Genomic DNA, 25,650 nt, shown 5'->3' with positions numbered 1-25,650 from the left:
GCGGTCTGGTCGACGACGTCATCGACCCCTCCGAAACCCGCTCCGTCCTCATCGCCTCCCTGGCGATGCTCCGCTCGAAGCACGCCGACCTGCCGTCCCGCAAGCACGGCAACCCGCCCCAGTAAGAGGGAGCCCCACGTGACCGACACCAACCTGCTCCGCGTCGAGAAGGGCCACGCCGGCCCCGAGGAGCTCGCGGCCATCACCGCCGTCCTCCTGGCCCGCGCGTCCGCGCGCCCCGCGGCCACCCCGGCCCGCCGGGTCCGCTCCACCGCCGGCTGGCGCCGCCTGGAGCGCCAGGGCGGCTTCCGCGCCCCGCACTCCTGGCAGGGCTGACCCCGCCGCTCCGAAGGGCCCCGCACCACACCGGTGCGGGGCCCTTCGCCGTACCCGCCCCGTACTGCCTGCCGTACGGAGCGGGTACGGCGAAGGCCCGCACACCCCAGGGGTGTGCGGGCCTTCACGCGCGCGGGCGTGGCGGGGCGGTCTACCGCAGGCGCGCCATCAGCGCGTGCTCGACCAGGGTGATCAGGGCGCTCTTGGCGTCGGCGCGGTGGCGGGCGTCGGTGGTGAGGATCGGGGTGTCCGGTCCGATCTGGAGCGCCTCGCGGACCTCGTCCGGGGTGTACGGCTGGTGGCCGTCGAAGCCGTTCAGCGCGATCACGAACGGCAGGCCGCTGTTCTCGAAGTAGTCGACCGCCGGGAAGCAGTCGGCGAGACGGCGGGTGTCCACCAGGACGACCGCGCCGATGGCGCCGCGGACCAGGTCGTCCCACATGAACCAGAAGCGGTCCTGACCGGGCGTACCGAACAGGTACAGGATCAGGTCCTGGTCCAGGGTGATGCGGCCGAAGTCCATGGCGACCGTGGTGGTCGTCTTGTCGCCGGTGTGGGTGAGGTCGTCGATGCCCGCGGACGCAGACGTCATGACGGCCTCGGTACGCAGCGGGTTGATCTCCGAGACGGCGCCGACGAACGTGGTCTTGCCCACGCCGAATCCGCCCGCCACCACGATCTTCGCGCTGGTGGTTGAGCGGGCTGCACCGCCGCTAGAGCTTGCGAAGTCCACTGAGCACCCTTTCGAGCAGTGTCACGTCTGGCTGGCCGCCGGCGGACTCGTCGCCGCCGGGCTGGTGGATGGCGACAAGTCCGGCCTCCGCCAGGTCGGCGACGAGGATCCGGGCAACGCCGAGGGGAATGGAGAGGAGTGCCGAGATCTCGGCGACCGACTTGATCTCGATGCACAGCCGGCAGATCCGCTGGTGCTCGGGCAACTGCCCTTGCAGCCTGGCCGGATCGGCCGTGGTGGACACCAGCGCCTCGATGGCGAGCTGGTACCGGGGCCTCGTCCGGCCGCCGGTCATGGCGTACGGACGGACCAGCGGGTTGTGGTTGCCCGACGTGGGCGCGGGATCCGGACGCCGTCGCTGCTGCACCGGCTGGGTACGCGGTGCCTGCGGCTGGACGTAGCTGGGGCCCGGCTGCGGCTGCTGGTAGGGCTGAGGCTGCTGCATGCCGCCCTGACCGCTCGGTGCGGAAGGGAAGTTGAAGCGGTTCTGGGCGTTCTCACCCTGCGACCGGTGCGCACCATCGTATGGGTGGTGTCCGCCTGGGGGTGTTGCCACTTTTCCTCCTCCGACTGCCGTTCACCGGTTCCATGTCCCTGTGGAGCCGCGCCACCGCACCCTATGGTGCGGTGGCGAGAAACGCACGGTCCGTCTGCTAGTTGAGAAGACTTCCCTGGAGCTCGGCGCGGAGATCCGGGGTGAGGACAGTGCCCGCGCGGTCCACCAGAAGGGCCATCTCGTAGCCGACCAGACCGATGTCGGCGTCCGGGTGGGCGAGGACGGCCAGCGAGGAGCCGTCCGAGATCGACATGATGAAGAGGAAGCCGCGCTCCATCTCCACCACCGTCTGGTTGACCGCGCCACCCTCGAAGATCCGGGACGCCCCGGCGGTCAGTGACGTCAGTCCCGACGCCACCGCCGCGAGCTGGTCGGCACGGTCACGGGGGAAACCCTCGGACATCGCCAGCAGGAGTCCGTCGGCGGAGACCACCACCGTGTGGGACACCCCGGGGGTGTTGTCCACGAAGTTGGTGATCAACCAGTTCAGATTCTGCGCCGCCTGGCTCATCGGGCTCACACTAACGCTCCTGGTTGTAGGTACTACCCGGGCCGAGGCCCGATCCGTTCGTGTCCGTTCCCGCGTTGCGCCCCTGCTGGACACCGCGCCGCAGGTTGCTCAACCTGCCGCGCACGTCCTCCGGGGCGCGGGAGACCTGTGGGCCGCCCTGCGGGGTCTGCTCCGCCGTGCCCTCGACCAGGTTGGCCTTGGGAACGCGCCGCGGGAGTCCGGACGGGGTGACCCCGCCGGCCTTGGGCTCGCGGAGCTTCTCGGCCCGCTGCCAGCGCTCGTCGTTGGTCGAGCGCCAGCCCTCGGAACCGTTGTCCTCGCTGCTGCTCTGCGAGACCCGCTGGACCGGCTGCGTCTGCTCCGCCCGAGAAACCTGCTGCTGCGGGGCCGGAGCCTGCTGCTGGCTGCCGCGGCGCGGCAGACCGGCGTCGGTCAGCTCGTGACCGGTGCTCGGGGTGGGGCCCGAGGAGAAGCCTACGCGTTCCGGGCCGTTCGTGGGAGCGCCCTGGGAAGATTCCGATTCCGCCGCGTACCCGGAGTCGTGGCCGCCCTCGTACGTGCCCTGTTCCGGCCACTCGCCCTGGTGGGGCTGGGGCTCGAACTGGTTGTCGTACTGCGGCTGCTGCGACTCCTGAGCCGGAAAATCGGATTCCGCATAGGACGGCTCCCGGTACTCGCCGGTCGCGTAGTCACCGGTCGCGTACTCACCCGTGGCGTACTCGCCGGTCGTGTACTCGCCGGTGGCATAGTCGCCGCCGTCGTACTGCTGCTGCTGCTGGTAGCCGTCGTACCCGTCCTGGGCGTAGGCGTTCTGCTGCTCGTACTGCTGCTGCTCGTAGCCGTACTGCTCCTGGCCGTTCTGCTGCTCGTACGCGGGCGCCTGCTGGTCCTGGGCCGCCTCGTCGCGGTACACCGGCCGGTCGTCCTCGGTGGCGCCCTGGAGCTGCGCGCCCAGCGCCGCACGGCGCTCCTCGCGCAGCCGGGAGCGGCCCACCGGGTCCAGGGCGTTGCCGTCGCCGGCCTGCTGCTGCTCGTAGCGGGAGTCGTCGAAGCCGAGCTCCGCGGCCGTCCGCATCGGGGCCGGCTCGAAGGCCTGCTGCTCCGGGATGATCTGGGAGACGGTGAAGTCGTCCTGCATGGCCGGGTCGCCACCACCACCGTGGGTGATCGCGTCCGGGAGCATCACCAGGGACGTCGTACCGGCCTGCTCGCCCGAGGGGCGGAGCTGGACGCGGATGCCGTGCCGGTCGGCGAGGCGGCCGACCACGAAGAGGCCCATGCGCTGCGAGATCGCGGCGTCCACGGTCGGCGGGTTGGCCAGCTTGTGGTTGATGTCGGCGAAGTCCTCGGCGGTCAGGCCGATGCCCTTGTCGTGGATCTCGACCATCACCCGGCCGTCGGGCAGCCGGGTCGCGGTGACGCGGACCTTGGTCTGCGGCGAGGAGAAGGTGGTGGCGTTCTCCAGCAGCTCGGCCAGCAGGTGCACGAGGTCGGTCACGGCCTGGCCGTGGATCTCCGACTCCGGGACACCGGTGAGCTCGATGCGCTCGTACTGCTCCACCTCGGAGGAGGCGGCACGCAGCACGTCCACCAGCGGGACCGGCTGGTTCCAGCGGCGGCCGGGCTCCTCGCCGGCGAGGATGAGGAGGTTCTCGCCGTTGCGGCGCATACGGGTGGCCAGGTGGTCCAGCCGGAAGAGGTTCTCCAGCTGGTCCGGGTCGGCCTCGTTGTTCTCCAGCTCGGTGATCAGGGTGAGCTGGCCCTCGATCAGCGACTGGTTGCGCTGCGACAGGTTGGTGAAGATCGCGTTGACGTTGCCCCGCAGGAGTGCCTGCTCGGCGGCGAGCCGGACGGCCTCGCGGTGGACCTGGTCGAACGCGCGGGCGACCTCGCCGATCTCGTCCTGGGAGTCGATCGGGATCGGCTGCACGCGGGTGTCGACACGGCCCGGGTCGGTACGGGAAAGCTGGTCGACCAGCATCGGCAGGCGCTGCTCGGCGATGCCGAAGGCGGCGCTGCGCAGCCGGCTCATCGACGTGCTCATCTGGCGCGCCATCATCCCGGCCAGGATGAAGGCGGCGAGCAGGGCGACCACGACGATGGCGCCGTTGACGATGGCGTCGGTCTTGGCGTCGGCGGAGATCTCGGCGGCCTCGTCCACGGCCTTGTTCACGAGCTCGGTGCTGACCTCGCCGTACCCGTCGAACTTGGACGTGGAGGCGCCCAGCCAGGTCTCCCTGGTGATGCCCTTGGCCTGGAGTTCCTTGATCGCGTCGGCGTCCTCGGCCTCGCCGATGGCCTGGACCATGGGCCCGAGGACCGAGCCCCGCTCGTCCTTGGGCAGGGTCATGCCCGCGGCCTGGAGGGCCTTGTCACCCTCGGTGGCCCGGCGCTGCATGACCGCCGTCAGCTTCTCGACGTCCTCCTCGGTACCACCCGAGTTGTACTCGCCGAGCGCGATCTGCTCCAGGTAGTTGTACGAGCTGAACGCCCTGCTCTGGGCGGCGAACGTCGCGTCGTCCTTGCTCGGCCGCACCAGCAGGTGGGCGCCGATCGAGCGCTGGAGGGACTGGGCCGCCTGGGCGAGCTGGATGGCGTAGACCATGCGGCCGTAGGAGGTGACGTTGCCGGTGCCCAGCCCGAGCTCGTTGGCGAACTCCATGAGGTAGTGCTGGACCTTGGTGTAGCCCTCTTCGGTCTTCACCGGGTCCAGGGCCTTGGAGTAGGCCGCCTGGCGAAGCTTCTGGAGCTCCGGCTCCTCGACCCTGAACTGCTCCAGGCGGCGCTCCAGGCCCTGCCCGGAGGGCATGTCCTGGACGGCCTCGTCGAACTTCTTCTTCGCGGCCTCGGTCTTGGCGTAGTGGTCGGTGACGTCCTTGCTCTGCCGGTCCGCGGCGCTCTTCGCCCGGAGCAGCGGCTCGGCCGTGAGGTCACGCTCGTTGAGCAGCGCCTGGCCGTACTCCGAGGCGGCGCGCACGATGAGCGCCGTCTTCTCGGCGTCCTGCGCCTCCTGCCAGGTGTCGATGGCCGTCTTCACCTGGAAGCCGCCCATGACGAGCCCGACGAGCACGGGTATGAGGAGGATGGCGTTCAGCCGCGTCGCCACGCGCCAGTTGCGCGGGGACAGCTTGCTGGAGCTGCCCGAGCCGGCACCGCCGCCGGAGGCGGCCGATGGCGTTCCGGGCGTATCGGCAGGCGGCACCGCTGTGCGTGCGGGCGGGGTGAAGTTGCCCCGCGCCTGCTGCTCTGCGGCGCTTTTCGTGCTTCGCCTCACTCGACCAACAACCTCTCGGCGCCGGCACCTACATTGTGCCGTTTTTCTGTTCAGGGGCCGTACTACTCGGGAGTTCGTCGCATTGCAGCACGTAAAGCGGCCGCGTTCCAAACCCCTCGATCGGGTCGTTACCAGTGGTACAGACCTCAGATAAAACGGGCATAAAGAGCGAGCCCCGTCAAAAGACGGGGCTCATGTGAGCACAGTGGCACCATACGGATGCGTCTCGTGTCCGGCGCCCCGCAATTCTCTGTCGAAACGTTATGAACACCGGGGCCGACCGTGTCAAAGGACACACTCGGCCCCGATTCGTCCCTACGACAACTGCCGTACGGCCGCGACTACTTGAGACGTGCCATGAGTGCGTGCTCGACCAGGGTGATCAGGGCGCTCTTGGCGTCGGCGCGGTGGCGGGCGTCGGTGGTGATGATCGGGGTGTCCGGACCGATCTGGAGCGCCTCGCGGACCTCCTCCGGGGTGTACGGCTGGTGCCCCTCGAAGCCGTTGAGGGCGACGACGAACGGCAGGCCGCTGTTCTCGAAGTAGTCGACCGCCGGGAAGCAGTCGGCCAGTCTTCTGGTGTCGACGAGGACGATCGCGCCGATGGCGCCGCGGACCAGGTCGTCCCACATGAACCAGAAGCGGTCCTGACCAGGTGTACCGAACAGGTACAGGATCAGGTCCTGGTCCAGGGTGATGCGGCCGAAGTCCATGGCGACCGTGGTGGTCGTCTTGTCGCCGGTGTGGGTGAGGTCGTCGATGCCCGCGGACGCGGACGTCATGACGGCCTCGGTACGCAGCGGGTTGATCTCCGAGACGGCGCCGACGAACGTGGTCTTGCCCACGCCGAACCCGCCCGCCACCACGATCTTGGCGGAGGTGGTCGAACGCCCGCCTCCGGAGCCGCCGCTAGAGCTTGCGAAGTCCACTGAGCACCCTTTCGAGCAGTGTCACATCCGGCGTTCCGCCGGCCTCTCCATTGCCCGGCTGGTGGATCGCCACCATGCCCGCCTCCGCCAGGTCGGCGACGAGGATCCGGGCGACGCCCAGCGGCATCGACAGCAGCGCCGACACCTCTGCCACCGACTTCACCTCACGGCACAGGTGGCAGATCCGCTGGTGCTCGGGAAGCAGGCTTCCCAGGTGGGCCGGGTCGGCCGTGGTGCTGACCAGCGCCTCTATCGCGAGCTGGTAGCGCGGCCGGGTCCGGCCGCCGGTCATGGCGTAGGGCCGGACCAGCGGCTGGTCGCCTTCAAGCCCGTACCCGGCGTCCATGGAGACGCCGTACGGATCGTGAGAGGCGGGGGGCGGGGTCATTGATCCTCCAGTGACAGCAGGTGGTCTGCCTGTCGTCTGACTGGGCCGGTGGGGGGCCGGAGGGGGCGGCCGACGGTGAACAAGGCGTGAGGGGGGACGGTACGGATTGGGGCGTACCGCCTCAGTGCAGCAGGCTGCCCTGCAGTTCCGCGCGCAGGTCAGGGGTGAGGACGCTGCCCGCGCGGTCGACGAGCAGTGCCATCTCGTAACCGACGAGGCCGATGTCGGCATCCGGGTGCGAGAGCACGGCCAGGGAGGAGCCGTCCGAGATGGACATCAGGAAGAGGAAGCCGCGCTCCATCTCCACCACGGTCTGGGCGACGGCGCCGCCCTCGAAGATCCGGGACGCCCCCGCGGTCAGCGAGGTCAGTCCGGACGCCACGGCCGCGAGCTGGTCGGCGCGGTCGCGGGGGAACCCTTCGGACATGGCCAGCAGGAGCCCGTCGGCGGAGACCACCACCGTGTGGGACACCCCTGGGGTGTTGTCCACGAAGTTGGTGATCAGCCAATTCAGGTTCTGGGCCGCTTGGCTCATCGGTCTCAACTAACGCTCCTGCTGGTGGGTGGGGCCGAGAGGGAAACTGCCCGTGGTGGAGCTGCCTGCCTGACGCCCCTGCTGGATGCCGCGGCGGAGGTTGGTCAGGCGGCCGCGTACGTCGTCAGGCGCACGCGAGACCTGCGGACCGGTCTGGTGGGCCGACTCCTGCGCGGTTCCCGGTACCAGGTTGGCACGCGGGACCCGGCGGGGCAGGCCCGAGGTGGTGACGCCGCCGGCGGCGGGCTTGCGGACCCGCTCGGCCTGGCGCACCAGCTCGTCGTTGGGGGAGGTGCGCCACGAACCGGTCGTGGCGGCCGGGTCGGTGCCCTGGGCGGCGCCGGCACCCTGGCCCGCGCCCTGCCCGTCGCGGCGGGACGGCAGCGACGGTGCGGGCCGCTGCTGCGAGGGCCGCGCCGGCGGCACCGGCTGCTGCGGTACGGCCGGGGTGGCCACGGTCTGGTCGAGGGCCGGGTACTGGCCCGTGGCGTTGCCGCGCGCGGACCGGTCCTGCTGCGGGGCCTGCGGCTGGGCGGCCTGCTGGGCCTGACCGTTCTGGTGGAACCAGTTGGTCTCCAGCGTGTCGTACAGCGGCGTACGGCCGTCCCCGGCGCCGGGCGCGGGAGGCAGCGCCTCCGCCTGCGGGCGCGGGGCGTCGTAGTCCGGCCGGGCGAACTGGGCCGTGGACGCGGGGTCCTGGTGGCCCTGCCGGTCGGCCGACGGGCGGCCGTACTGACCGGTGGTCTCCGGCTCCTCGTGGCCGCGCGGCACGTCCGCGCCCCAGCTCGTGGTCTGCGGGCGCTGGGGGCGCTGCGCCTGGGGCTGCTGCGCCTGCTGCTGCTGCGCCTGCTGCTGCTGCGTGGGCTGGAGAGGCTGCGCGGACTGCCGGGGCTGCTGCCCCTGCCGGCCCTGCTGTCCCCTCTGCCCCTGCTGCTGCGGGCGCTGCGGCTGCTGCGACTGCTGAGCGGCACCGGGCAGTTCGGCACGCGGACCGCCGGAGAGCGGCGCCTGCTGCTCGCCGGGCCGGGGACCCTGCTCGCCGGGGCCGTTCTGCCAGACGTCCGAGCGCGTCGGGATGCCGTTGTCCCGCGTGCCCCGGCCGCCACCGGCACCGCCGCCGAAGGCGCCCGTGGCACCGGCACCCTGACGCTGCGGGTCCTGCGGCTGCTGCTGGGGCTGCTGCGGCCGGCCCGCCGGAGCGCCCTGGCCCTGGCCCGGCCGGCCCTGACGGCCGCCCTGCGGTCCGCCCTGGCCCGGCTCGCCCTGGAACGCGCCCGGTCGCCCGGCCGCCTCGTCCCGGCCGGGCAGCGCGGGCCGGGAACCGGCTCCCGCACCGACCTGGCCACGGGCACCACCGGCACCACCGGCACCGAGACCGTGCCGGCCCGCGGACGCACCGCCCGGACCGCCGGCACCGGGGCCGCCGGCCAGGCCGGGACGGCCGCCACCGGCCGCGCCGGGGCCGCCGGTCAGCCGGCCACCGGGGCCCGACGGGCCCTGCGGCATCGCGCCCTGGCCGCCGGGGCCGCCCTGGCCGGGCTTGCCGGGAAGCTTCTTGCCGCCCTGGGCGACGTCCACCGGGAGCATGACCAGCGCGGTCGTACCGCCGGAGTCGGAGGGGCGGAGCTGGATCCGGATGCCGTGCCGCAGCGACAGGCGGCCGACCACGAACAGACCCATGCGGCGGGACACCGACACGTCCACGGTGGGCGGCGACGCGAGCCGCTCGTTGATCGCGGCGAGGTCCTCGGGGGACAGGCCGATACCGGTGTCGTGGATCTCGACGAGCACCCGCCCGTCGGGCAGCGCGTGACCGGTGACGCGGACCTTGGTCTGCGGGGAGGAGAACGACGTGGCGTTCTCCAGCAGCTCGGCGAGCAGGTGCACGAGGTCGTTGACCACGCGGCCCGCGACCTCGGTGGCCGGCACGGAGGCCAGCTCGATGCGCTCGTACTGCTCCACCTCGGAGGCGGCGGCACGGAGCACATCGACGAGCGGGACGGGCCGGGTCCACCGGCGCCCCGGCTCCTCGCCCGCGAGGACGAGCAGGTTCTCACCGTTCCGGCGCATACGCGTGGCGAGGTGGTCCAGCTTGAACAGCGAGGAGAGCTGGTCCGGGTCGGCCTCGCGGGACTCGAGCTCGGAGATCAGCGAAAGCTGGCGCTGGATGAGGCCCTGGGAACGGCGCGAGAGGTTGGTGAACATCGCGTTGACGTTGCCCCGGAGGAGGGCCTGCTCGGCGGCGAGGCGGACCGCCTCGCGGTGCACGTCGTCGAAGGCCGCGGCCACCTGGCCGATCTCGTCCCGGGAGTGCACACCGACCGATTCCACGGAGGTGTCCACGTCCTGGGGGTCGGCCTCGGAGAGCTGCTTGACCAGCTCGGGCAGCCGTTCCTGGGCGACCTTGGTGGCCGTGTCCTGGAGCCGCCGCAGCGACCGGATCATGGACCGGGCCACCACGAAGGCGCCGACCAGCGAGACACCGAGCACGAGGAGGATCAGCGCACCGTTGATGATCGCGTCGCGCTGCTCCTCCTGGCGCAGCTCACGGGCCGTGCTGTCCATGTCGCCCAGCAGCGAGGCCTCGATGGTGTCCATCACCTGCATCTTGGGCGCGTAGGCGTCGGTCCAGTCCAGGTAACCGCGCGGGTCCTGCTGGTCCATGCCCTTGTCGTTGCGGAGCACGATCTCCGCGTACGCGTCGGCCTTGGAGATGGAGGGGTTGTTGGGACCCAGGGGCGCCATGAGCTCCGTCGGGTCGCCGCCCAGGGAGCTGTAGATGAGCGCGAACGAGTCCAGGGCCTGCCGCTCGTTCTCCCGGGCGGCCGCGCCGTACTCGCGGTCGTTCGGGTCCAGCGCGCCCTTCTGCTGGTTCGTCGTGGGAAGGGCGGCCGCGATGACGGCGCGCTGGATGGAGGCGTACTCCTTGGCGGACGAGAACGCGGCGAGCGCGCGGGTCCGCTTGATCATCTCCGGGTTGCTGGTCGCCTGCGCCATGTCCTGGGACAGGCTGAGCAGCGAGTTGATCAGACGGTTGTAACGCTCGACCGTCTGGAAGTCCTGGGACTTGTCGTTGTACGCGCCACCGCGGATGTGGCCGAGGGTGACCACCTGGCGGGCGATCTGCTCGACGTTGGAGCGGATGCTCTGGAGGGCCTCGTCGTCCTCCGTCTCGCCGATGTCCGTGGTGGCGTCGAGGAAGGCGTCACGGGCGCGGTCCGCCTTGGTGCGCCACTGGGCGACCTTGTAGTCGCTGGGGGCGACGCCGTTCGACAGGGGGCCGGCCGTCAGGTCGCGCTCCTCCTGGAGCGCCTGGGCGAGGTTGGTCGCCTCCTGGGTCAGCTTGGTGAGCAGCTGCATGTGGTCCAGCTGCTCCATGTCGTTCATGGACTCGTTGATACGGATGCCGCCCAGGGTGGTCGCGGCGACCACGGGGAGGGCGAGCAGCGAGACCAGACGCGTGCTGATGCGCCAGTTGCGCAGGGCTATTCGCGACCCGGCGTCGGTGGGGTTCTTCACCGCCGGTGACGCCGCGGCGTCGTTGGTGTCCTTGTCCTTCGCGGCCCGGCCGCCCTTGCCGAGCTTGGCCGCCCTGGACTTGCCGGCCTTGGCGTCGCCGCCCTGCCCGGCACCCGAACGTCCCGCACGGTCACCGCCGCCGTCGCCGGCGGTCGCCGGTCCCGGGTTCTGGGTGTGCTGGGGCGAGGAGCCGCGGTCGGTCCCGCCGCGCGGCTCCTGCTCCGCCGCAGCTTCCCCTCGGCCCTGGCGGGCCTGGGGAGACCCGTTGCCATCCCTCTTGAAACGTCCCTGCACTAGCGTCGCAACCTCTGGACCAGGCGTCCTTCCGCGCGAACGGACAGGACGGTGTCGGCGTCGTGGAGCGCGAGCGCGCTCCAGTGGTGGTCGTGAGTGACCGGCGCAGATCCCCCTTCCTCACCGCCGCTCGGCGCTGTGTTGCGCCCCAGCGCGCCGGTCTGGAATCCGCGGCGGTGCGTGGAATTCCAGCACAGTGCCGGATCTCCAACAAGGCCGACGGCCCACCCCCTGGACGGGGTCACCGGCCGTGAGGGGCGGGTCACCGGGCGTAGAAGCAAATCAGGGAGGAATCGGACGTTCGCGTACGAATCGGTGGTGGGGTCGTGGAAGGTGGGGGGTGTCCCAGTCGCCATGATCAGCAGCGGAATGCTGCATTCAGGTACCTAATGTCCGCTTGTTCCACCCCTGGCGTCCATCCGGAATGTCGGGAACGTCCCATGGTGCGTGAGCAAACTCACATATAGATCGTTGCCATCTACCGTCATTTGCTGGGAATCACATGTTTAGCCTGACGCTTTACATAGTCGAAGCTCTGTCCACCAGGCGCCCCCGGCGCCGTCCGCACACCGAGGTCTGCAGCCACCGATGAAGACGACGATGACCATGCGCAGCATCGCCAACCCCCGCCGCACCACCCTGATGCACCTGGCCGACGCCGGGGAGCTGGACCAGGGGGCGCGCCCGGAGCACTCGGTGGACCTCCCCGCCAGCACCGCCAACCCGCGCCGCACGACCCTGATGGACGCCCCGGTCCCGGCCGCCCGCTGAGAACGGCGGGTGGCGGGCGCCTGCCGCGTTAGCCTGGAGCGTCAGACTCCAGCCAGCGGAAGTAAGGGGCGCGGCATCCCGTGCGCATCGCCAGGTTCTCCATCGACGGCAATGTCGCCTTCGGCGCGGTCGAGGGCGACAGCGCCCCCGGCGAGGAGGGCGGTCTCGTCCTCGACATCATCAAGGGTATTCCGTACGGCGACTTCGAACTCAGCGGCACCAAGGTCCCGCTGAGCAAGGTCCGGCTGCTGCCCCCCGTCCTGCCCAACAAGGTCGTGGCCATCGGCCGCAACTACGCGGAGCACGCCGCGGAGCTCGGCAACGAGGTCCCGGACGCCCCCGTCGCCTTCTTCAAGCCCACCACCTCGGTCATCGGCTCCGGCGACGCCATCGAGTACCCCTCCTTCTCCAGCGAGCTGCACCACGAGGCCGAGCTCGCGGTGGTGATCGGCCGCATGTGCCGCGAGGTCCCGCGCGAGCGCGTCAAGGACGTCGTCCTCGGCTACACCTGCGCCAACGACGTCACCGCCCGGGACGTCCAGCGGCGCGAGAAGCAGTGGGCGCGCGCCAAGGGCTTCGACACCGCCTGCCCCCTGGGCCCGTGGGTGGAGACCGAGCTCGACCCCTCCGACGTCACGATCCAGTGCACCGTCAATGGAGAACAGCGCCAACTGGGTCGTACGAGCGACATGGTCCGCTCCGTGGAGGACCTCGTCGTCCACATCACCGAGGCCATGACGCTGCTCCCGGGCGACGTCATCCTCACGGGCACCCCGGCCGGAGTCGGACCGCTCAACGTCGGCGACGAGGTCGCCGTCACCATCGAAGGCATCGGCACTCTCACCAACAAGGTGATCAAGCGTGGCTAACGCGATCCGCGTACGTTTCTGTCCCTCGCCGACCGGCAACCCCCACGTGGGCCTGGTCCGCACCGCCCTGTTCAACTGGGCCTTCGCCCGGCACAACCAGGGCACTATGGTCTTCCGCATCGAGGACACCGACGCGGCCCGCGACTCGGAGGAGTCGTACCAGCAGCTCCTCGACTCGCTGCGCTGGCTCGGCCTCGACTGGGACGAGGGTCCCGAGACCGGCGGCCCCCACGCCCCGTACCGCCAGTCGCAGCGCATGGACATCTACCGGGACGTCGCCGGCAAGCTGCTCGCCGCCGGCTACGCGTACCACTGCTACTGCACCGCCACCGAGCTCGACGAGCGCCGCGAGGCCGCCCGCGCCGCCGGCCGGCCGTCCGGGTACGACGGCACGTGCCGCGACCTCACCGACGAGCAGAAGGCCGCGTACGAGGCGGAGGGCCGCGAGGCGATCGTCCGCTTCCGCATGCCCGACGAGCCGATCACCTTCACCGACCTGGTCCGCGGCGAGCTCACCTTCACCCCGGACAACGTCCCGGACTACGGCATCGTCCGCGCCAACGGCGCCCCCCTCTACACGCTCGTCAACCCGGTCGACGACGCCCTGATGGAGATCACCCACGTCCTGCGCGGCGAGGACCTGCTCTCCTCCACCCCGCGCCAGATCGCCCTCTACAAGGCGCTGATCGAGCTGGGCATCGCCAAGGACGTCCCCGCCTTCGGCCACCTGCCGTACGTGATGGGCGAGGGCAACAAGAAGCTCTCCAAGCGCGACCCGCAGGCCTCCCTCAACATCTACCGGGAGCGCGGCTTCCTCCCCGAGGGCCTGCTCAACTACCTGTCCCTGCTCGGCTGGTCCTTCTCCGCCGACCAGGACGTCTTCACCGTCTCCGAGATGATCGAGAAGTTCGACATCGCGGACGTCAACGCCAACCCGGCCCGCTTCGACCTCAAGAAGGCCGAGTCGATCAACGGCGACCACATCCGCATGCTGGACGTGAAGGCGTTCACCGACGCCTGCGAGCCCTGGCTCCGGGCCCCGCACGCCCCCTGGGCGCCGGAGGACTTCGACCGGGCGGCGTGGGAGGCCATCGCCCCGCACGCCCAGACCCGGCTGACCGTCCTCTCCGAGATCACGGCCAACGTCGACTTCCTGTTCCTGAAGGAGCCGGTCCAGGACGAGGCCTCCTGGACCAAGGCCATGAAGGAGGGCTCCGACGCCCTGCTGCGCACGGCCCGCGCCAAGCTGGAGGCCGCGGACTGGACCAGCCCCGAGTCCCTGAAGGGCGCGGTCCTCGCCGCCGGCGAGGAGCACGGCCTCAAGCTCGGCAAGGCCCAGGCCCCGGTCCGCGTCGCGGTCACCGGCCGCACCGTCGGCCTGCCGCTGTTCGAGTCCCTGGAGATCCTGGGCAAGGACCGCACCCTGGCCCGCATCGACGCCGCGCTGGTGAAGCTCGCCGCGTAAAGGGTCCCCCGTACGCCCGGAGGGGCGCCGGCCACCACGGCCGGCGCCCCTCCGCCGTACCCCCGGCCGGTACACCTCCGCCCCGCGCCGCCGCGGATCCGCCACGTACCGCCGCGGGGCGCGGGCCCCGGCGGTACCGTCGGGGACATGGCGATCCGCGCGGTCCTGTGGGACATCGACGACACGATCTTCGACTACGCGAGCGCCGACCGCGCCGGCATGCGGCTCCACCTGCGGGCCGAGGGCCTGACGGACGGGTACGCGTCGGTCGACGAGGCCCTCACCCGCTGGAAGGAGCTCACCGCCGTCCACTGGCGGCGCTTCGAGGCCGGCGGCGTCACGTTCGAGGCGCAGCGCCGGGACCGGGTCCGCGACTTCCTGGGGGCACCGCTCACCGACGCGGAGGCCGACGCCTGGTTCCAGCGCTACCTGCGGCACTACGAGGCCGCCTGGGAGCTGTTCCCGGACACCCTGCCCGCCCTGGAGCTGCTGGCCGCCGACTACCGGCACGCCGCCCTGTCGAACTCCTCCGTCCACAACCAGGAGCGCAAGCTGCGCGTGCTGGGCGTACGGGACCGCTTCGAGGTGCTGCTCTGCGCGGCCGAGCTGGGCGTGGCCAAGCCCGACCCGGCGGCCTTCCACGCCGCCTGTGACGCCCTCCGGCTGCGTCCGGCGGAGGTGGCGTACGTCGGCGACCACCCGGACATCGACGCCCGGGGCGCCGTGGAGGCCGGGCTGACCGGCATCTGGCTGGACCGGGCCGGAGCGGGCGGCAGACCCGAGCTGACCTCGATCTCGGGCCTCGACGAGCTCCCCGCCCTGCTGCGCGGCGATACCCGTTTTGGAGCCCCGGACTCCTTCGGGTAATGTTCTTTCTGCGCCGAGGGGAGCGGGCCGAAAGGCCGGAACCCGGAAGCGTAACCCGAACAAAATCCCCACCGGGGGTTGCGTTTTGGTGGCCTATGGTGTAATTGGCAGCACGACTGATTCTGGTTCAGTTAGTCTAGGTTCGAGTCCTGGTAGGCCAGCTCCGCAGAGCTTATCTGCGTCGCGGATCACATCCGCAAAGCCCCCGTTGTGTAGCGGCCTAGCACGCCGCCCTCTCAAGGCGGTAGCGCCGGTTCGAATCCGGTCGGGGGTACAGATCCTTCCCGCGTGACCGTCTGGGTAGCTCCCATGGTCACGATGCAGGATCGCTAGGGCCCCCGTTGTGTAGCGGCCTAGCACGCCGCCCTCTCAAGGCGGTAGCGCCGGTTCGAATCCGGTCGGGGGTACTGGTCTAAACCACCATGGGCTATGGTGTAATTGGCAGCACGAGTGATTCTGGTTCATTTAGTCTAGGTTCGAGTCCTGGTAGCCCAGCGCGTCACATCAGGATGCACGCCCCCGTTGTGTAGCGGCCTAGCACGCCGCCCTCTCAAGGCGGTAGCGCCGGTTCGAATCCGGTCGGGGGTACGTACAGGAGAAGCCCTCCCCAGCAGGGGAGGGCTTCTTCGCGTTCACCGAAGGGGTGGACGGGCGCGAGCGGGAACAACTCCGGCCCACCGCTGCGGCGTTGGAGCGGTGGGCCGGGAGCCGGCAGCAGGAACGGTGGGGTCAGCCCGAGCGGCGCAGGGCGTCCGACAGGCGGGCGGCCGCGTCGATGACCGCCTGGGCGTGCATCCGGCCCGGGTGGCGGGTCAGGCGCTCGATCGGCCCCGAGACCGACACGGCGGCCACCACGCGGTTCGACGGGCCCCGTACGGGCGCGGAGACGGACGCCACGCCCGGCTCGCGCTCACCGATCGACTGGGCCCAGCCGCGGCGCCGTACGCCCGACAGGGCCGTCGCGGTGAAGCGGGCGCCCTGGAGGCCCCGGTGCAGCCGCTCCGGCTCCTCCCAGGCCATCAGGATCTGGGCCGAGGAGCCGGCCTTCATCGTGAGCGTGGAGCCGACCGGCACGGTGTCCCGCAGGCCGGACAGCCGCTCCGCCGCGGCGACGCAGATGCGCATGTCGCCCTGGCGCCGGTAGAGCTGCGCGCTCTCCCCGGTCACGTCACGCAGATGTGTCAGTACCGGTCCGGCCGTGGCCAGCAGGCGGTCCTCGCCGGCCGCGGCGGCGAGCTCCGCCAGCCGCGGGCCCAGGATGAACCGGCCCTGCATGTCCCTCGCCACCATCCGGTGGTGTTCCAGTGCCACGGCGAGGCGATGTGCCGTGGGTCGTGCGAGCCCTGTCGCCGCGACCAGCCCGGCGAGGGTGGCCGGACCGGACTCCAGGGCGCTCAATACCAGAGCCGCCTTGTCGAGAACGCCGACGCCGCTAGAGTTGTCCATGCAACGATACTCACGTCTCACTCTGTGAAACGCAAGTTCAATTTCTCCAGGAACTTGCCACCCTGTACGTACGGACCGACGACCACCGGGTCCGATGTCGACGTCCAGCACGTGAAACGTGGGTTTACGGGCGTGGGCCCACAGATCTCTAGAGGAGCCGGCACACCACGTCGGCCGGAGGGAAAGCGATGGGTAGGACTCTCGCGGAGAAGGTCTGGGACGACCATGTCGTCCGGCGCGCCGAAGGCGAGCCCGACCTGCTCTTCATCGATCTGCACCTGCTGCACGAGGTGACCAGCCCCCAGGCCTTCGACGGCCTGCGCAAGAGCGGCCGGCAGGTGCGGCGCCTCGACCTCACCATCGCCACCGAGGACCACAACACCCCCACCCTCGACATCGACAAGCCGATCGCCGACCCGGTCTCCCGGGTCCAGCTCGAGACGCTGCGCAAGAACTGCGCGGACTTCGGCGTCCGCCTGCACCCCCTGGGCGACGTCGAGCAGGGTGTCGTCCACGTCGTGGGACCCCAGCTCGGCCTGACCCAGCCGGGCACGACCGTCGTGTGCGGCGACTCCCACACCTCCACGCACGGCGCCTTCGGCGCGCTGGCCTTCGGCATCGGCACCTCCCAGGTCGAGCACGTCCTGGCCACCCAGACGCTGCCCATGGCCCGCCCCAAGACCATGGCCATCACCGTCGACGGCGAGCTGCCCGAGGACGTCACCGCCAAGGACCTCATCCTGGCGATCATCGCCAGGATCGGGACCGGCGGCGGCCAGGGGTACGTCCTGGAGTACCGGGGCCCCGCCATCGAGAAGCTCTCGATGGAAGCCCGCATGACCATCTGCAACATGTCGATCGAGGCCGGCGCCCGCGCGGGCATGATCGCCCCCGACGAGACCACCTTCGCCTACCTCAAGGGCCGCGCCCACGCGCCCGAGGGCGAGGACTGGGACGCGGCGGTCGCCTACTGGAAGACCCTGCGGACGGACGAGGACGCGGTCTTCGACGCCGAGGTCGTCATCGACGCCGCCGAGCTGGCCCCCTTCGTCACCTGGGGCACCAACCCCGGCCAGGGAGCGCCGCTTTCGGCGTCCGTCCCCGACCCGGCTTCGTACGAAGACGCTTCGGAGCGCCTGGCCGCCGAAAACGCCCTGAAGTACATGGGGTTGACCGCCGGGCAGCCGCTGCGCGACATCAAGGTCGACACCGTCTTCGTAGGCTCCTGCACCAACGGCCGCATCGAGGACCTGCGCTCCGCCGCCGGCATCCTGGGCGGCCGCAAAGTCGCCGACGGCGTACGGATGCTGGTCGTCCCCGGCTCGGTGCGCGTCGCCCTCCAGGCGGTCGAGGAGGGCCTGGACAAGGTCTTCAAGGAGGCCGGGGCCGAATGGCGGCACGCGGGCTGCTCGATGTGCCTGGGGATGAACCCCGACCAGCTGGCGCCCGGTGAGCGTTCCGCCTCCACCTCCAACCGCAACTTCGAGGGCAGGCAGGGCAAGGGCGGCCGCACCCACCTGGTGTCGCCCCAGGTCGCCGCCGCCACCGCGGTACTGGGCCACCTGGCCTCGCCCGCCGACCTGTCCGAAGCCCCCGCGACCGCCGGAGTCTGAGCAACCATGGAAGCTTTCACCACGCACACCGGCCGGGCCGTGCCGCTGCGCCGCAGCAACGTCGACACCGACCAGATCATCCCGGCGCACTGGCTGAAGAAGGTCACCCGGGACGGGTTCGAGGACGGCCTGTTCGAGGCCTGGCGCAAGGACCCCGAGTTCGTCCTCAACCGCCCCGAGCGGCAGGGCGCCACCGTGCTGGTCGCCGGCCCCGACTTCGGTACCGGTTCCTCGCGCGAGCACGCCGTCTGGGCGCTCCAGAACTACGGCTTCAAGGCCGTCGTCTCCTCCCGCTTCGCCGACATCTTCCGCGGCAACTCGCTGAAGAACGGCCTGCTCACCGTGGTCCTCGACCAGAAGATCGTGGACGCGCTGTGGGAGCTGACCGAGGCCGACCCGCGGGCGGAGGTCACCGTCGACCTGGAGGCGCGCGAGGTGCGCGCCGAGGGCATCACCGCCGCGTTCGAGCTCGACGAGAACGCCCGCTGGCGGCTGCTGAATGGCCTGGACGACATCAGCATCACGCTCCAGAACGAGGCGGACATCGCCGCGTACGAGGCCAAGCGTCCGGCGCACAAGCCGCGCACCCTCCAGGTCTGATCCGACCGACCCCCCGCGTCACCCACCGGTGCCCCCGGCCGATCCCCGGCCGGGGGCACCGTCGTGTCCGCGGCCGGACGGGCGCCCGGAGAGCGCCTCCGCGCGCACCACCCGGAGAGCCCCTCCGTGCCACCCGCCGGACGGGGTGCGGGGCCCGGCCCGGGGAGGGTCCGGCACCGGGCCCGAGGGGTGCCCAACTCCGCCGCACGAAGCGTCGTGACGATGGCCGAAACTGACCTTGCCCGCCGCCTGGAGGGGCCTCCGGGGGGCCATCCGGCTGACATTGCCGGGGGCCTCGTGGGCACCCCTTCCGGCACCCTCGAAGGGGGTGCGGGAAGGGGTCAACTGCCTTACATGAGGCGCGTATTGCGGGGTAGACGCCGGTCGGAGGCCCGGTCCGCGCCCGGGTCGTGAAACGCCGCCACAGCAGGCCAGTTACCCCCTACGGAGGCGACAACTCGCCCCAGATGGCACAATCGGTGCATGGAACGCGACAGCCAACTCGAGCTCTATCAGGCCGTCGCAGCCCGACTGAAAGAAGCGCACACCCGAGTGCGCGAACTGCAAGTCCCGGAGGGCGTAAGGATGGCGCTGTCCCGGAAGCTGCTGGCCACCACGGCCGTGGCGAAGCACGATCTCGCAGGCGCGGCAAGGCGGCTGGACCGGTTGATGAAGGACCTCGACGAGGGCCGATTCCCTGAAGGGGACTGACACTCCAACTCCGCGGCGGCCGACTTCGTTGCGGCACTAGGGTGATTAGCCCGTTTCGTGTTTGATTTGCGGTATATATCTGCCTAACGTGCGAAAAGCTTGAACACTTTCGTTCCGGCAATGTCTCCGAAGGGGAAGACGTGAACAAGGCGCAGCTCGTAGAAGCGATTGCCGACAAGATGGGCGGCCGCCAGCAGGCCGCCGATGCTGTCGACGCGGTACTCGACGCGATCGTCCGTGCCGTGGTCGCCGGTGACCGTGTCTCGGTCACCGGCTTCGGTTCGTTCGAGAAGGTCGACCGTCCGGCCCGCTACGCCCGCAACCCGCAGACGGGTGAGCGCGTCCGGGTCAAGAAGACCTCCGTTCCGCGCTTCCGTGCCGGTCAGGGCTTCAAGGACCTGGTCAGCGGCTCGAAGAAGCTCCCCAAGGGCGGCGAGGTCGCGGTCAAGAAGGCCCCCAAGGGCAGCCTTTCGGGTCCCCCGCCCACCATTGCCAAGACCGCCGGCAAGAAGGCCGCCGCCAAGAAGACCACCGCCGCGGCCGCGAAGAAGGCCACCGCGAAGAAGGCCACCCCGGCGAAGAAGACCACCACCGCGGCCGCCAAGAAGACCACCGCGAAGAAGGCCACCCCGGCCAAGACCGCCGCCAAGAAGGCCACCCCGGCCAAGAAGACCACCACCGCGGCCGCCAAGAAGACCACCGCCAAGAAGACCGCGCCGGCGAAGAAGGCCACGGCGAAGAAGGCGCCCGCCAAGAAGACGACGGCGCGCAAGACCACCGCCAAGAAGACCACCTCGCGCAGCAAGTAAGCGGCACGAGCCCCAGGGGGTGCCTCGCCGATCCTGCCGGGCTCGCGGCGTCCGGCACCGCGCCTCGCCGCGTTGTCGTCGGTCGCCGATGCTCCGCATCGACTCCCTCCTCCGCCTTGCGATCCACGGCACCGGACGCCGCTCCCTGACCCGGCCTGATCGGCAAGACACCCCCTAGGGGGTGCCTCGCCGATCAGGCTGGGCTCTCGCCGATCCGGCATGATCGACAAGACACCCCCTAGGGCCACTCACGCGCCGGGCCGGGCTCCCGAGAGGGAGCCCGGCCCGCGGTGCGTACGGAGGGGCCGCCGGACGGCCCGGCCGCCGGTCAGAACGTCTGGAGCGTCACCAGCGTGATGCGCAGGGCGTCGCCCTCGCCCTCGGTTTCGATACGGACCCGCTGCCCCGGCCGCAGCAGCCGCAGCCCGCCCGCGTCGAAGGCCGCCGCGGCGAAGTCCACCGGCGTGCCGTCGTCGAGCAGCACGCTCCCGCTGCGGGATTCTGGGTCGTAGGTGTACGCGGTCGCCTGCATGGACCGCAGCTTATCCGGCCGCCCCGCCCGCCGCGCCGGCGTCCACCGCCCACCGCTCGGCCGTGCGCGGCCCCACCCCCAGCCCCAGCGCGGCCCGCAGGTCCTCGCCCGTGTCCACGTCCTGCCGGACCGAGCCCACGCCGTCCAGCCGGATTTCCACTGCGCCCGACAACAAATGCCGGCGCCGCGAAGCCCCGCCGAAAGCCGGACGCAATTCCACTCCCGGACCCGCCGCCAGCAATGTCGTACCGATTTCGGCGGCATCCGCGAGAAAAGCCCGCGGGAATTCCGAGGCGGTTGCCAGCACCCGCGACAGTTCCGCCGGCCGCAGTGCCGGGAGATCGGCGTTCAGGGTCGCCACCGCGGCGTCCGGGCGCCCCGCCCGCACCACGCCCGCGCCGTACGCAAGCGCGGCGTTCAGCCCGGCGCCCGGACCGTCCGGGACGACGCGGGCCCCCAGCGCGCCGAGCGTCAGCGCCGCCACCGGATCGTCCGTGACGACCGACACATCCCGCACCGCCGGGCAGGCCAGCGCCGCGGCCACCGTGTCCTGCGCGAAGGCCAGCGCCAGCCGCGGCCGCACCCGGGGGCCGGCGGCACCGGCGAGCCTGCTCTTGGCCAGGACGAGCGGCTTCAGCGGGACGATCAGGGACCAGGAGCCGGTCGGGTCGGCGTTCGTGGCGTGCTCCCCTTCTCGTACGGCGGCCACCGCCCGGCGGCACGACGGCCGTCCGGCGGGCCGGGACTGACGGGGCCCATTGTGGCGCGGCACCGGTGCGACCCGGAGCAACGGTGCCGGGGGCGGGGCGTACGGTGTTCTCGACAGACCAGGGGGCTGGGGCGACACTTGACCCCCGGCGAACCAGTCCCAGAGGAAGGTGTCCGAGTGTCCCGCCGCAGAATCGGCTTCTGGTACCGCCTTGCGGCGGTCATCGCAAAACCACCACTGGTGGTTCTGTTCAAGCGGGACTGGCGGGGAATGGAGCACATTCCGGCCGACGGCGGATTCATCACCGCGGTCAACCACAACTCGTACCTCGACCCCCTGTCGTACGCGCACTATCAGTACAACACCGGACGGGTTCCGCGCTTTCTCGCGAAAGCCGCCCTGTTCAAGGGCTCGTTCGTCGGCATGATGCTCACCAACACCGGACAGATCCCCGTCTACCGCGAGACGACCAACGCGCTGGACGCCTTCCGCGCCGCCGTCGCCGCCATCGAGCGGGGCGAGTGCGTCGCCTTCTACCCCGAGGGCACCCTCACCCGCGACCCGGACATGTGGCCCATGGCGGGCAAGACCGGCGCCGCCCGCGTCGCCCTGCTCACCAAGGTCCCGGTCATCCCGGTCGCCCAGTGGGGCGCCAACTTGGCGATGCCGCCGTACGCCAAGGAGAACAAGCTCCGCCTCTTCCCCCGCAAGACGCTCGTCGTACAGGCCGGACCCCCCGTGGACCTCAGCCGGTTCTACGACAAGGAACCCACACCCGAGGTGCTGCGCGAGGCGACCGAGGTCATCATGGCCGCGATCACCGCCCTCCTGGAGGAGGTCCGGGGCGAGAAGGCCCCCGCCGCGCCGTACGACCACCGCAAGGCCCGTCTGGAACAGCGGCGCAAAGCCGCGGGGGAGGAAGCGAAGTGACACGCCCCGACACGGCGGGCCCGGCGGGCCGCCCCGTCAAGGCAGCCGTCTTCGGCACCGGATCCTGGGGCACCGCCTTCGGCATGGTGCTCGCGGACGCGGGCTGCGAGGTGACCCTCTGGGGCCGCCGCAAGGAGATCGCCGACGCGATCAACACCACGCGCACCAACCCCGACTACTTCCCGGGCACCGAACTCCCCGAGTCGGTGCGCGCCACCACCGACCCCGCCGAAGCCGCGCACGGCGCCGACTTCACGGTGCTCGCCATCCCCTCCCAGACGCTCCGCGGCAACCTCGCCGCCTGGGCCCCGGACCTCGCCCCGGACACCGTCCTGGTCTCCCTGATGAAGGGGATCGAACTGGGCAGCGCCAAGCGGATGAGCGAGGTCTTCCAGGAGGTCGCCGGGGTGCCCGAGGACCGCGTCGCCGTGGTCACCGGCCCCAACCTGGCCAAGGAGATCGTCGCCCGCATGCCCGCGGCGGCCGTCGTGGCCTGCCGCGACGAGGCCGTCGCGCGGCGGCTCCAGGCCGCCTGCCACACCCCCTACTTCCGCCCGTACACCAACACCGACGTCGTCGGCTGCGAACTCGGCGGCGCCGTGAAGAACGTGATCGGGCTGGCCGTGGGCATCGCCGACGGCATGGGCCTCGGCGACAACGCCAAGGGCTCGCTCATCACCCGCGGCCTGGCCGAAACGACCCGTCTCGGCCTGGCGATGGGCGCCGACCCGCTGACCTTCTCCGGCCTCGCCGGCCTCGGCGACCTGGTCGCCACCTGCTCCTCGCCGCTGTCCCGCAACCACACCTTCGGCTTCAACCTCGGCAAGGGCATGACCCTCCAGGAGACCATCGCCGTCACCCGGCAGACCGCCGAGGGCGTCAAGTCCTGCGAGTCCGTACTCGATCTGGCCCGGCGGCACGGCGTCGACATGCCCATCACCGAGACCGTCGTCGGCATCGTCCACGAGGGCAAGCCGCCCATGGTGGCGCTCAAGGAGCTGATGTCGCGCGCCGCCAAGCCCGAGCGGCGCTGACAGCGGACAGGCGGCCACGCGGTCGCTGACGCCGCCGGGGGGAGCAGGTACGCTCATCGCGATATGAGCAGCGAGAACCTCCCCACCAGCACCGGGCGCAAGCCGCGCGTGGCCGTCGTCTTCGGCGGCCGCAGCTCCGAGCACGCCATCTCCGTCGTCACGGCCGGCGCCGTCCTGCGCGCCATCGACCGGGACAAGTACGACGTGCTGCCCATCGGCATCACCACCGACGGCCGCTGGGCGCTGACCGCCGACGAGCCGGAGCGGATGGCCATCGCCGACCGCACGCTGCCGACCGTCGCCGACCTCACCGGGTCCGACGAGGGCAGCGTCGTCCTGTCCGTCGACCCGGGCAGCCGCGAGGTCGTCTACAGCGAGCCCGGCGCGGTCCCCAAGGCGCTGGGCGACGTCGACGTCGTCTTCCCCATGCTGCACGGCCCCTACGGCGAGGACGGCACCCTCCAGGGGCTGCTGGAGCTCGCCGGGGTGCCCTACGTGGGCGCCGGTGTGCTCTCCTCGGCCGTCGGCCAGGACAAGGAGTACATGAAGCGGGTCTTCGTCTCCTTCGGCCTGCCCGTCGGCCCGTACGAGGTGATCCGCCCCCGCGAGTGGGAGCAGGATCCTTCCGCCGCCCGTGCCAGGATCGTCGGATTCGCCGCCGAGCACGGCTGGCCGCTCTTCGTGAAGCCCGCCCGCGGCGGTTCCTCCATGGGCATCACCAAGGTCGACGACCTCTCCGGCCTCGACGCCGCCATCGAGGAGGCCCGGCGCCACGACCCCAAGGTCATCGTGGAGTCGCTGCTCACCGGCCGCGAGATCGAGTGCGGCGTGCTGGAGTTCGAGGACGGGCCGCGCGCGTCCGTGCCGGCCTGGATCCCGCCCGTCACCGACCACGACTTCTACGACTTCGAGGCCAAGTACATCGACTCGGCCTCCGGCGTCGTGCCCGCCCCGATCACCCCGGAGCAGACCGCCGAGGTGCAGCGGCTCGCCGTCGCCGCCTTCGAGGCGGCGTCCTGCGAGGGGCTGGTCCGCGCGGACTTCTTCCTCACGGACGAGGGCGAGTTCGTCATCAACGAGATCAACACCATGCCGGGCTTCACGCCGATCTCCATGTACCCGCGCATGTGGCAGGAGAGCGGGATCGCCTACCCGGAGCTCGTCGACCGGCTCCTCCAGGCCGCCCTGCGCCGCCCGACCGGCCTGCGGTAGGCCCCGCACGGCGCCCGCGCCGCACCGCACCGACGCCCGTGACCGGAGACGGTCACGGGCGTCGTCGGGGCCGGCCACGGGCGGGGGAGACCCCCGGGCCGGCCGGGAGCCCTGCGGACATGACCTAGACGCTCGGGGGGACCGTCTTCTTCACGGCGTCGGCGAACGCGGCGAGCGGACTGGCGTCGTGCGCGAAGCGCTCGCCCATCGACACCTCCACGTACGTCTTGCGATACGTCGAGGTGAAACGCGGCCCGTCGCCCTTCCGCTGCTCCAGCATCCAGTTCACACCGCCCGCCTCGATCGCCTGGGCGCGGGGATCGCTCATCCTGGCGGGCCGGGGGACGCCGCAGCGCAGTACGATCGCCCCGTCCCCCCAACCGGCGGTCAGCTCGGAACCCGGCTCCGGATCACTCCGGTCGAGTCCCGCGACGGTCTCCGGGAGCTCCTCGTGCAGCGCGCCGCACAGGGCCGCCTCCTCGGGCGGCGGGCTGGGAACCGCGACGGACGGCTGCGCGTCCGTCGAGGAACAGCCCGTGGCCGCCAGCAGTACGGTGGCGGCCACGACGGCGACGGGCAGGGCGGGCAAGCGGCGAAGCCGGTGCGAAGACGTCACCGGCCCAGGGTAGACGGGGGCTACAGGTGTACGACCGGGCAGGTCAGCGTTCGCGTGATCCCGTCCACTTGCTGGACCTTGGCGACCACCATGCGGCCGAGCTCGTCGACCGTGTCGGCCTGGGCGCGCACGATCACGTCGTACGGCCCTGTGACGTCCTCGGCCTGGATCACCCCCGGGATCTTGGAAATGGTCTCGGCGACCGTCGACGCCTTGCCCACCTCGGTCTGAATAAGGATGTACGCCTGTACCACGGAACCTCCAGGGCGGCCACGAGGATCTTGTGGGGAAGAAAGGGACGCCACGGTACCGCGTCGTCGCGGGCAGCGGGGAGACCCGCGCGGCCGGTGGCGCGCGAGGCCGGCGCACGAAGCACCGAGTTGACGGTCTA

26 protein-coding genes and 5 tRNA genes are annotated in these 25,650 nt (G+C 71.1%); 18 read left to right on the top strand and 13 right to left on the bottom strand.

Translation table 11 applies throughout. From position 1 onward, the window contains the following. Nucleotides 1-125: carboxyl transferase domain-containing protein (locus ACZ7LK_RS30500; protein ID WP_471144497.1), on the top strand; the 125-nt coding region annotated here is incomplete at its 5' end. A 13-nt stretch (nt 126-138) separates the two neighbouring features. Then, entirely contained in the window at nt 139-336 is a 198-nt protein-coding gene (locus ACZ7LK_RS30495) for an acyl-CoA carboxylase subunit epsilon (protein ID WP_392277009.1), read from the top strand. A gap of 151 nt (nt 337-487) precedes the next feature. Here ACZ7LK_RS30495 and ACZ7LK_RS30490 read toward each other — a convergent pair whose 3' ends face one another. From ACZ7LK_RS30490 to ACZ7LK_RS30455, 8 genes are all read right to left on the bottom strand, one after another. Further along, nucleotides 488-1,069 (bottom strand): GTP-binding protein, encoded by a 582-nt coding sequence (locus ACZ7LK_RS30490; RefSeq protein ID WP_014048542.1) that lies wholly within the window; start codon nt 1,067-1,069, stop codon nt 488-490. Further along, nucleotides 1,050-1,625: a DUF742 domain-containing protein gene (locus ACZ7LK_RS30485; RefSeq protein ID WP_392277010.1), complete on the bottom strand. Its 576-nt coding sequence runs from the start codon at nt 1,623-1,625 to the stop codon at nt 1,050-1,052. The genes ACZ7LK_RS30490 and ACZ7LK_RS30485 overlap by 20 nt, the downstream gene beginning before the upstream one ends. A 97-nt stretch (nt 1,626-1,722) precedes the next feature. Beyond that, nucleotides 1,723-2,136: a roadblock/LC7 domain-containing protein gene (locus ACZ7LK_RS30480; RefSeq protein WP_030980891.1), complete on the bottom strand. Its 414-nt coding sequence runs from the start codon at nt 2,134-2,136 to the stop codon at nt 1,723-1,725. Between the two features lie 10 nt (nt 2,137-2,146). Then, nucleotides 2,147-5,410, bottom strand: a complete 3,264-nt coding sequence (locus ACZ7LK_RS30475) for a sensor histidine kinase (protein WP_471144489.1) — start codon at nt 5,408-5,410, stop codon at nt 2,147-2,149. Nucleotides 5,411-5,751: 341 nt separating this feature from the next. Then, a complete protein-coding gene (locus ACZ7LK_RS30470; protein ID WP_392277012.1) occupies nt 5,752-6,339 on the bottom strand; it encodes a GTP-binding protein in 588 nt (195 codons plus the stop codon). Further along, on the bottom strand, nt 6,320-6,727 hold the full coding sequence (locus ACZ7LK_RS30465; RefSeq protein ID WP_392277013.1) for a DUF742 domain-containing protein: 408 nt from the start codon (nt 6,725-6,727) through the stop codon (nt 6,320-6,322). Before ACZ7LK_RS30465 ends, ACZ7LK_RS30470 begins: the two co-directional genes overlap by 20 nt. Nucleotides 6,728-6,848: 121 nt before the next feature. Next, entirely contained in the window at nt 6,849-7,262 is a 414-nt protein-coding gene (locus tag ACZ7LK_RS30460) for a roadblock/LC7 domain-containing protein (protein ID WP_392277014.1), read from the bottom strand. A gap of 9 nt (nt 7,263-7,271) precedes the next feature. Next, the gene (locus ACZ7LK_RS30455; protein WP_471144486.1) at nt 7,272-11,075 is read right to left on the bottom strand and encodes a sensor histidine kinase; all 3,804 of its coding nucleotides are present in this window, start codon (nt 11,073-11,075) and stop codon (nt 7,272-7,274) included. A gap of 588 nt (nt 11,076-11,663) precedes the next feature. Here ACZ7LK_RS30455 and ACZ7LK_RS30450 point away from each other — a divergent pair. The 9 genes from ACZ7LK_RS30450 (at nt 11,664) to ACZ7LK_RS30410 (ending at nt 15,635) form a co-directional block, all read left to right on the top strand. Further along, nucleotides 11,664-11,846: a hypothetical protein gene (locus ACZ7LK_RS30450; RefSeq protein ID WP_392277016.1), complete on the top strand. Its 183-nt coding sequence runs from the start codon at nt 11,664-11,666 to the stop codon at nt 11,844-11,846. 80 nt (nt 11,847-11,926) lie between these two features. After that, nucleotides 11,927-12,715, top strand: coding sequence for a fumarylacetoacetate hydrolase family protein (locus ACZ7LK_RS30445; RefSeq protein ID WP_392277017.1), 789 nt, complete (start codon nt 11,927-11,929; stop codon nt 12,713-12,715). Continuing rightward, nucleotides 12,708-14,180, top strand: a complete 1,473-nt coding sequence (gltX, locus tag ACZ7LK_RS30440) for a glutamate--tRNA ligase (protein WP_471144483.1) — start codon at nt 12,708-12,710, stop codon at nt 14,178-14,180. The genes ACZ7LK_RS30445 and gltX overlap by 8 nt, the downstream gene beginning before the upstream one ends. 147 nt (nt 14,181-14,327) lie before the next feature. Continuing rightward, the gene (locus ACZ7LK_RS30435; RefSeq protein WP_392277019.1) at nt 14,328-15,047 is read left to right on the top strand and encodes an HAD family hydrolase; all 720 of its coding nucleotides are present in this window, start codon (nt 14,328-14,330) and stop codon (nt 15,045-15,047) included. 89 nt (nt 15,048-15,136) lie between these two features. Continuing rightward, nucleotides 15,137-15,208 (top strand) — tRNA-Gln (locus ACZ7LK_RS30430). Between the two features lie 40 nt (nt 15,209-15,248). Continuing rightward, nucleotides 15,249-15,321 (top strand) — tRNA-Glu (locus ACZ7LK_RS30425). A gap of 60 nt (nt 15,322-15,381) precedes the next feature. Continuing rightward, a tRNA-Glu gene (locus ACZ7LK_RS30420) sits at nt 15,382-15,454 on the top strand. Between the two features lie 16 nt (nt 15,455-15,470). Continuing rightward, nucleotides 15,471-15,542, top strand: a tRNA-Gln gene (locus tag ACZ7LK_RS30415). 20 nt (nt 15,543-15,562) lie between these two features. Next, nucleotides 15,563-15,635 (top strand) — tRNA-Glu (locus ACZ7LK_RS30410). A gap of 141 nt (nt 15,636-15,776) precedes the next feature. Here ACZ7LK_RS30410 and ndgR read toward each other — a convergent pair. After that, the gene (gene ndgR, locus ACZ7LK_RS30405) at nt 15,777-16,493 is read right to left on the bottom strand and encodes an IclR family transcriptional regulator NdgR (RefSeq protein WP_017947593.1); all 717 of its coding nucleotides are present in this window, start codon (nt 16,491-16,493) and stop codon (nt 15,777-15,779) included. A gap of 188 nt (nt 16,494-16,681) precedes the next feature. Between ndgR and leuC the strand changes: the two genes are divergently transcribed. The 4 genes from leuC to ACZ7LK_RS30385 all read left to right on the top strand — a co-directional run bounded on the left by leuC (nt 16,682) and on the right by ACZ7LK_RS30385 (nt 20,226). Then, nucleotides 16,682-18,106 (top strand): 3-isopropylmalate dehydratase large subunit, encoded by a 1,425-nt coding sequence (leuC, locus tag ACZ7LK_RS30400; protein WP_469465144.1) that lies wholly within the window; start codon nt 16,682-16,684, stop codon nt 18,104-18,106. A 6-nt stretch (nt 18,107-18,112) separates the two neighbouring features. Further along, entirely contained in the window at nt 18,113-18,706 is a 594-nt protein-coding gene (leuD, locus tag ACZ7LK_RS30395) for a 3-isopropylmalate dehydratase small subunit (protein WP_471144480.1), read from the top strand. A gap of 483 nt (nt 18,707-19,189) precedes the next feature. After that, on the top strand, nt 19,190-19,417 hold the full coding sequence (locus tag ACZ7LK_RS30390) for an SCO5555 family protein (RefSeq protein ID WP_392277022.1): 228 nt from the start codon (nt 19,190-19,192) through the stop codon (nt 19,415-19,417). Nucleotides 19,418-19,557: 140 nt separating this feature from the next. Then, entirely contained in the window at nt 19,558-20,226 is a 669-nt protein-coding gene (locus tag ACZ7LK_RS30385; RefSeq protein WP_392277023.1) for an HU family DNA-binding protein, read from the top strand. A gap of 328 nt (nt 20,227-20,554) precedes the next feature. Here ACZ7LK_RS30385 and ACZ7LK_RS30380 read toward each other — a convergent pair whose 3' ends face one another. Both ACZ7LK_RS30380 and cofC read right to left on the bottom strand, forming a co-directional pair. Then, on the bottom strand, nt 20,555-20,758 hold the full coding sequence (locus ACZ7LK_RS30380; protein ID WP_392277024.1) for a hypothetical protein: 204 nt from the start codon (nt 20,756-20,758) through the stop codon (nt 20,555-20,557). Between the two features lie 10 nt (nt 20,759-20,768). After that, nucleotides 20,769-21,467 carry a 2-phospho-L-lactate guanylyltransferase gene (gene cofC, locus ACZ7LK_RS30375; RefSeq protein WP_471144477.1) on the bottom strand — a complete coding sequence of 233 codons (699 nt, stop codon included), beginning with the start codon at nt 21,465-21,467 and terminating at the stop codon, nt 20,769-20,771. A gap of 177 nt (nt 21,468-21,644) precedes the next feature. Between cofC and ACZ7LK_RS30370 the strand changes: the two genes are divergently transcribed. The 3 genes from ACZ7LK_RS30370 (at nt 21,645) to ACZ7LK_RS30360 (ending at nt 24,643) form a co-directional block, all read left to right on the top strand. Next, nucleotides 21,645-22,397 carry a lysophospholipid acyltransferase family protein gene (locus ACZ7LK_RS30370; RefSeq protein ID WP_392277026.1) on the top strand — a complete coding sequence of 251 codons (753 nt, stop codon included), beginning with the start codon at nt 21,645-21,647 and terminating at the stop codon, nt 22,395-22,397. Beyond that, nucleotides 22,394-23,431, top strand: coding sequence for an NAD(P)H-dependent glycerol-3-phosphate dehydrogenase (locus ACZ7LK_RS30365; RefSeq protein WP_392277027.1), 1,038 nt, complete (start codon nt 22,394-22,396; stop codon nt 23,429-23,431). The genes ACZ7LK_RS30370 and ACZ7LK_RS30365 overlap by 4 nt, the downstream gene beginning before the upstream one ends. A 63-nt stretch (nt 23,432-23,494) precedes the next feature. Continuing rightward, nucleotides 23,495-24,643, top strand: coding sequence for a D-alanine--D-alanine ligase family protein (locus tag ACZ7LK_RS30360; RefSeq protein WP_469464501.1), 1,149 nt, complete (start codon nt 23,495-23,497; stop codon nt 24,641-24,643). A 124-nt stretch (nt 24,644-24,767) separates the two neighbouring features. Here ACZ7LK_RS30360 and ACZ7LK_RS30355 read toward each other — a convergent pair whose 3' ends face one another. Together ACZ7LK_RS30355 and ACZ7LK_RS30350 are read right to left on the bottom strand one after the other, a co-directional pair. Then, entirely contained in the window at nt 24,768-25,259 is a 492-nt protein-coding gene (locus tag ACZ7LK_RS30355) for a DUF3515 domain-containing protein (RefSeq protein WP_392277029.1), read from the bottom strand. Nucleotides 25,260-25,279: 20 nt separating this feature from the next. Continuing rightward, nucleotides 25,280-25,513: an Lrp/AsnC family transcriptional regulator gene (locus ACZ7LK_RS30350; protein WP_028802415.1), complete on the bottom strand. Its 234-nt coding sequence runs from the start codon at nt 25,511-25,513 to the stop codon at nt 25,280-25,282. Nucleotides 25,514-25,650 lie beyond the last annotated feature (137 nt).

Source organism: Streptomyces sp. NPDC039423 (assembly GCF_055598725.1).
The sequence above is the reverse complement of the archived record's forward strand: the minus strand, read 5'-3'. Positions and strand labels throughout refer to the sequence as shown.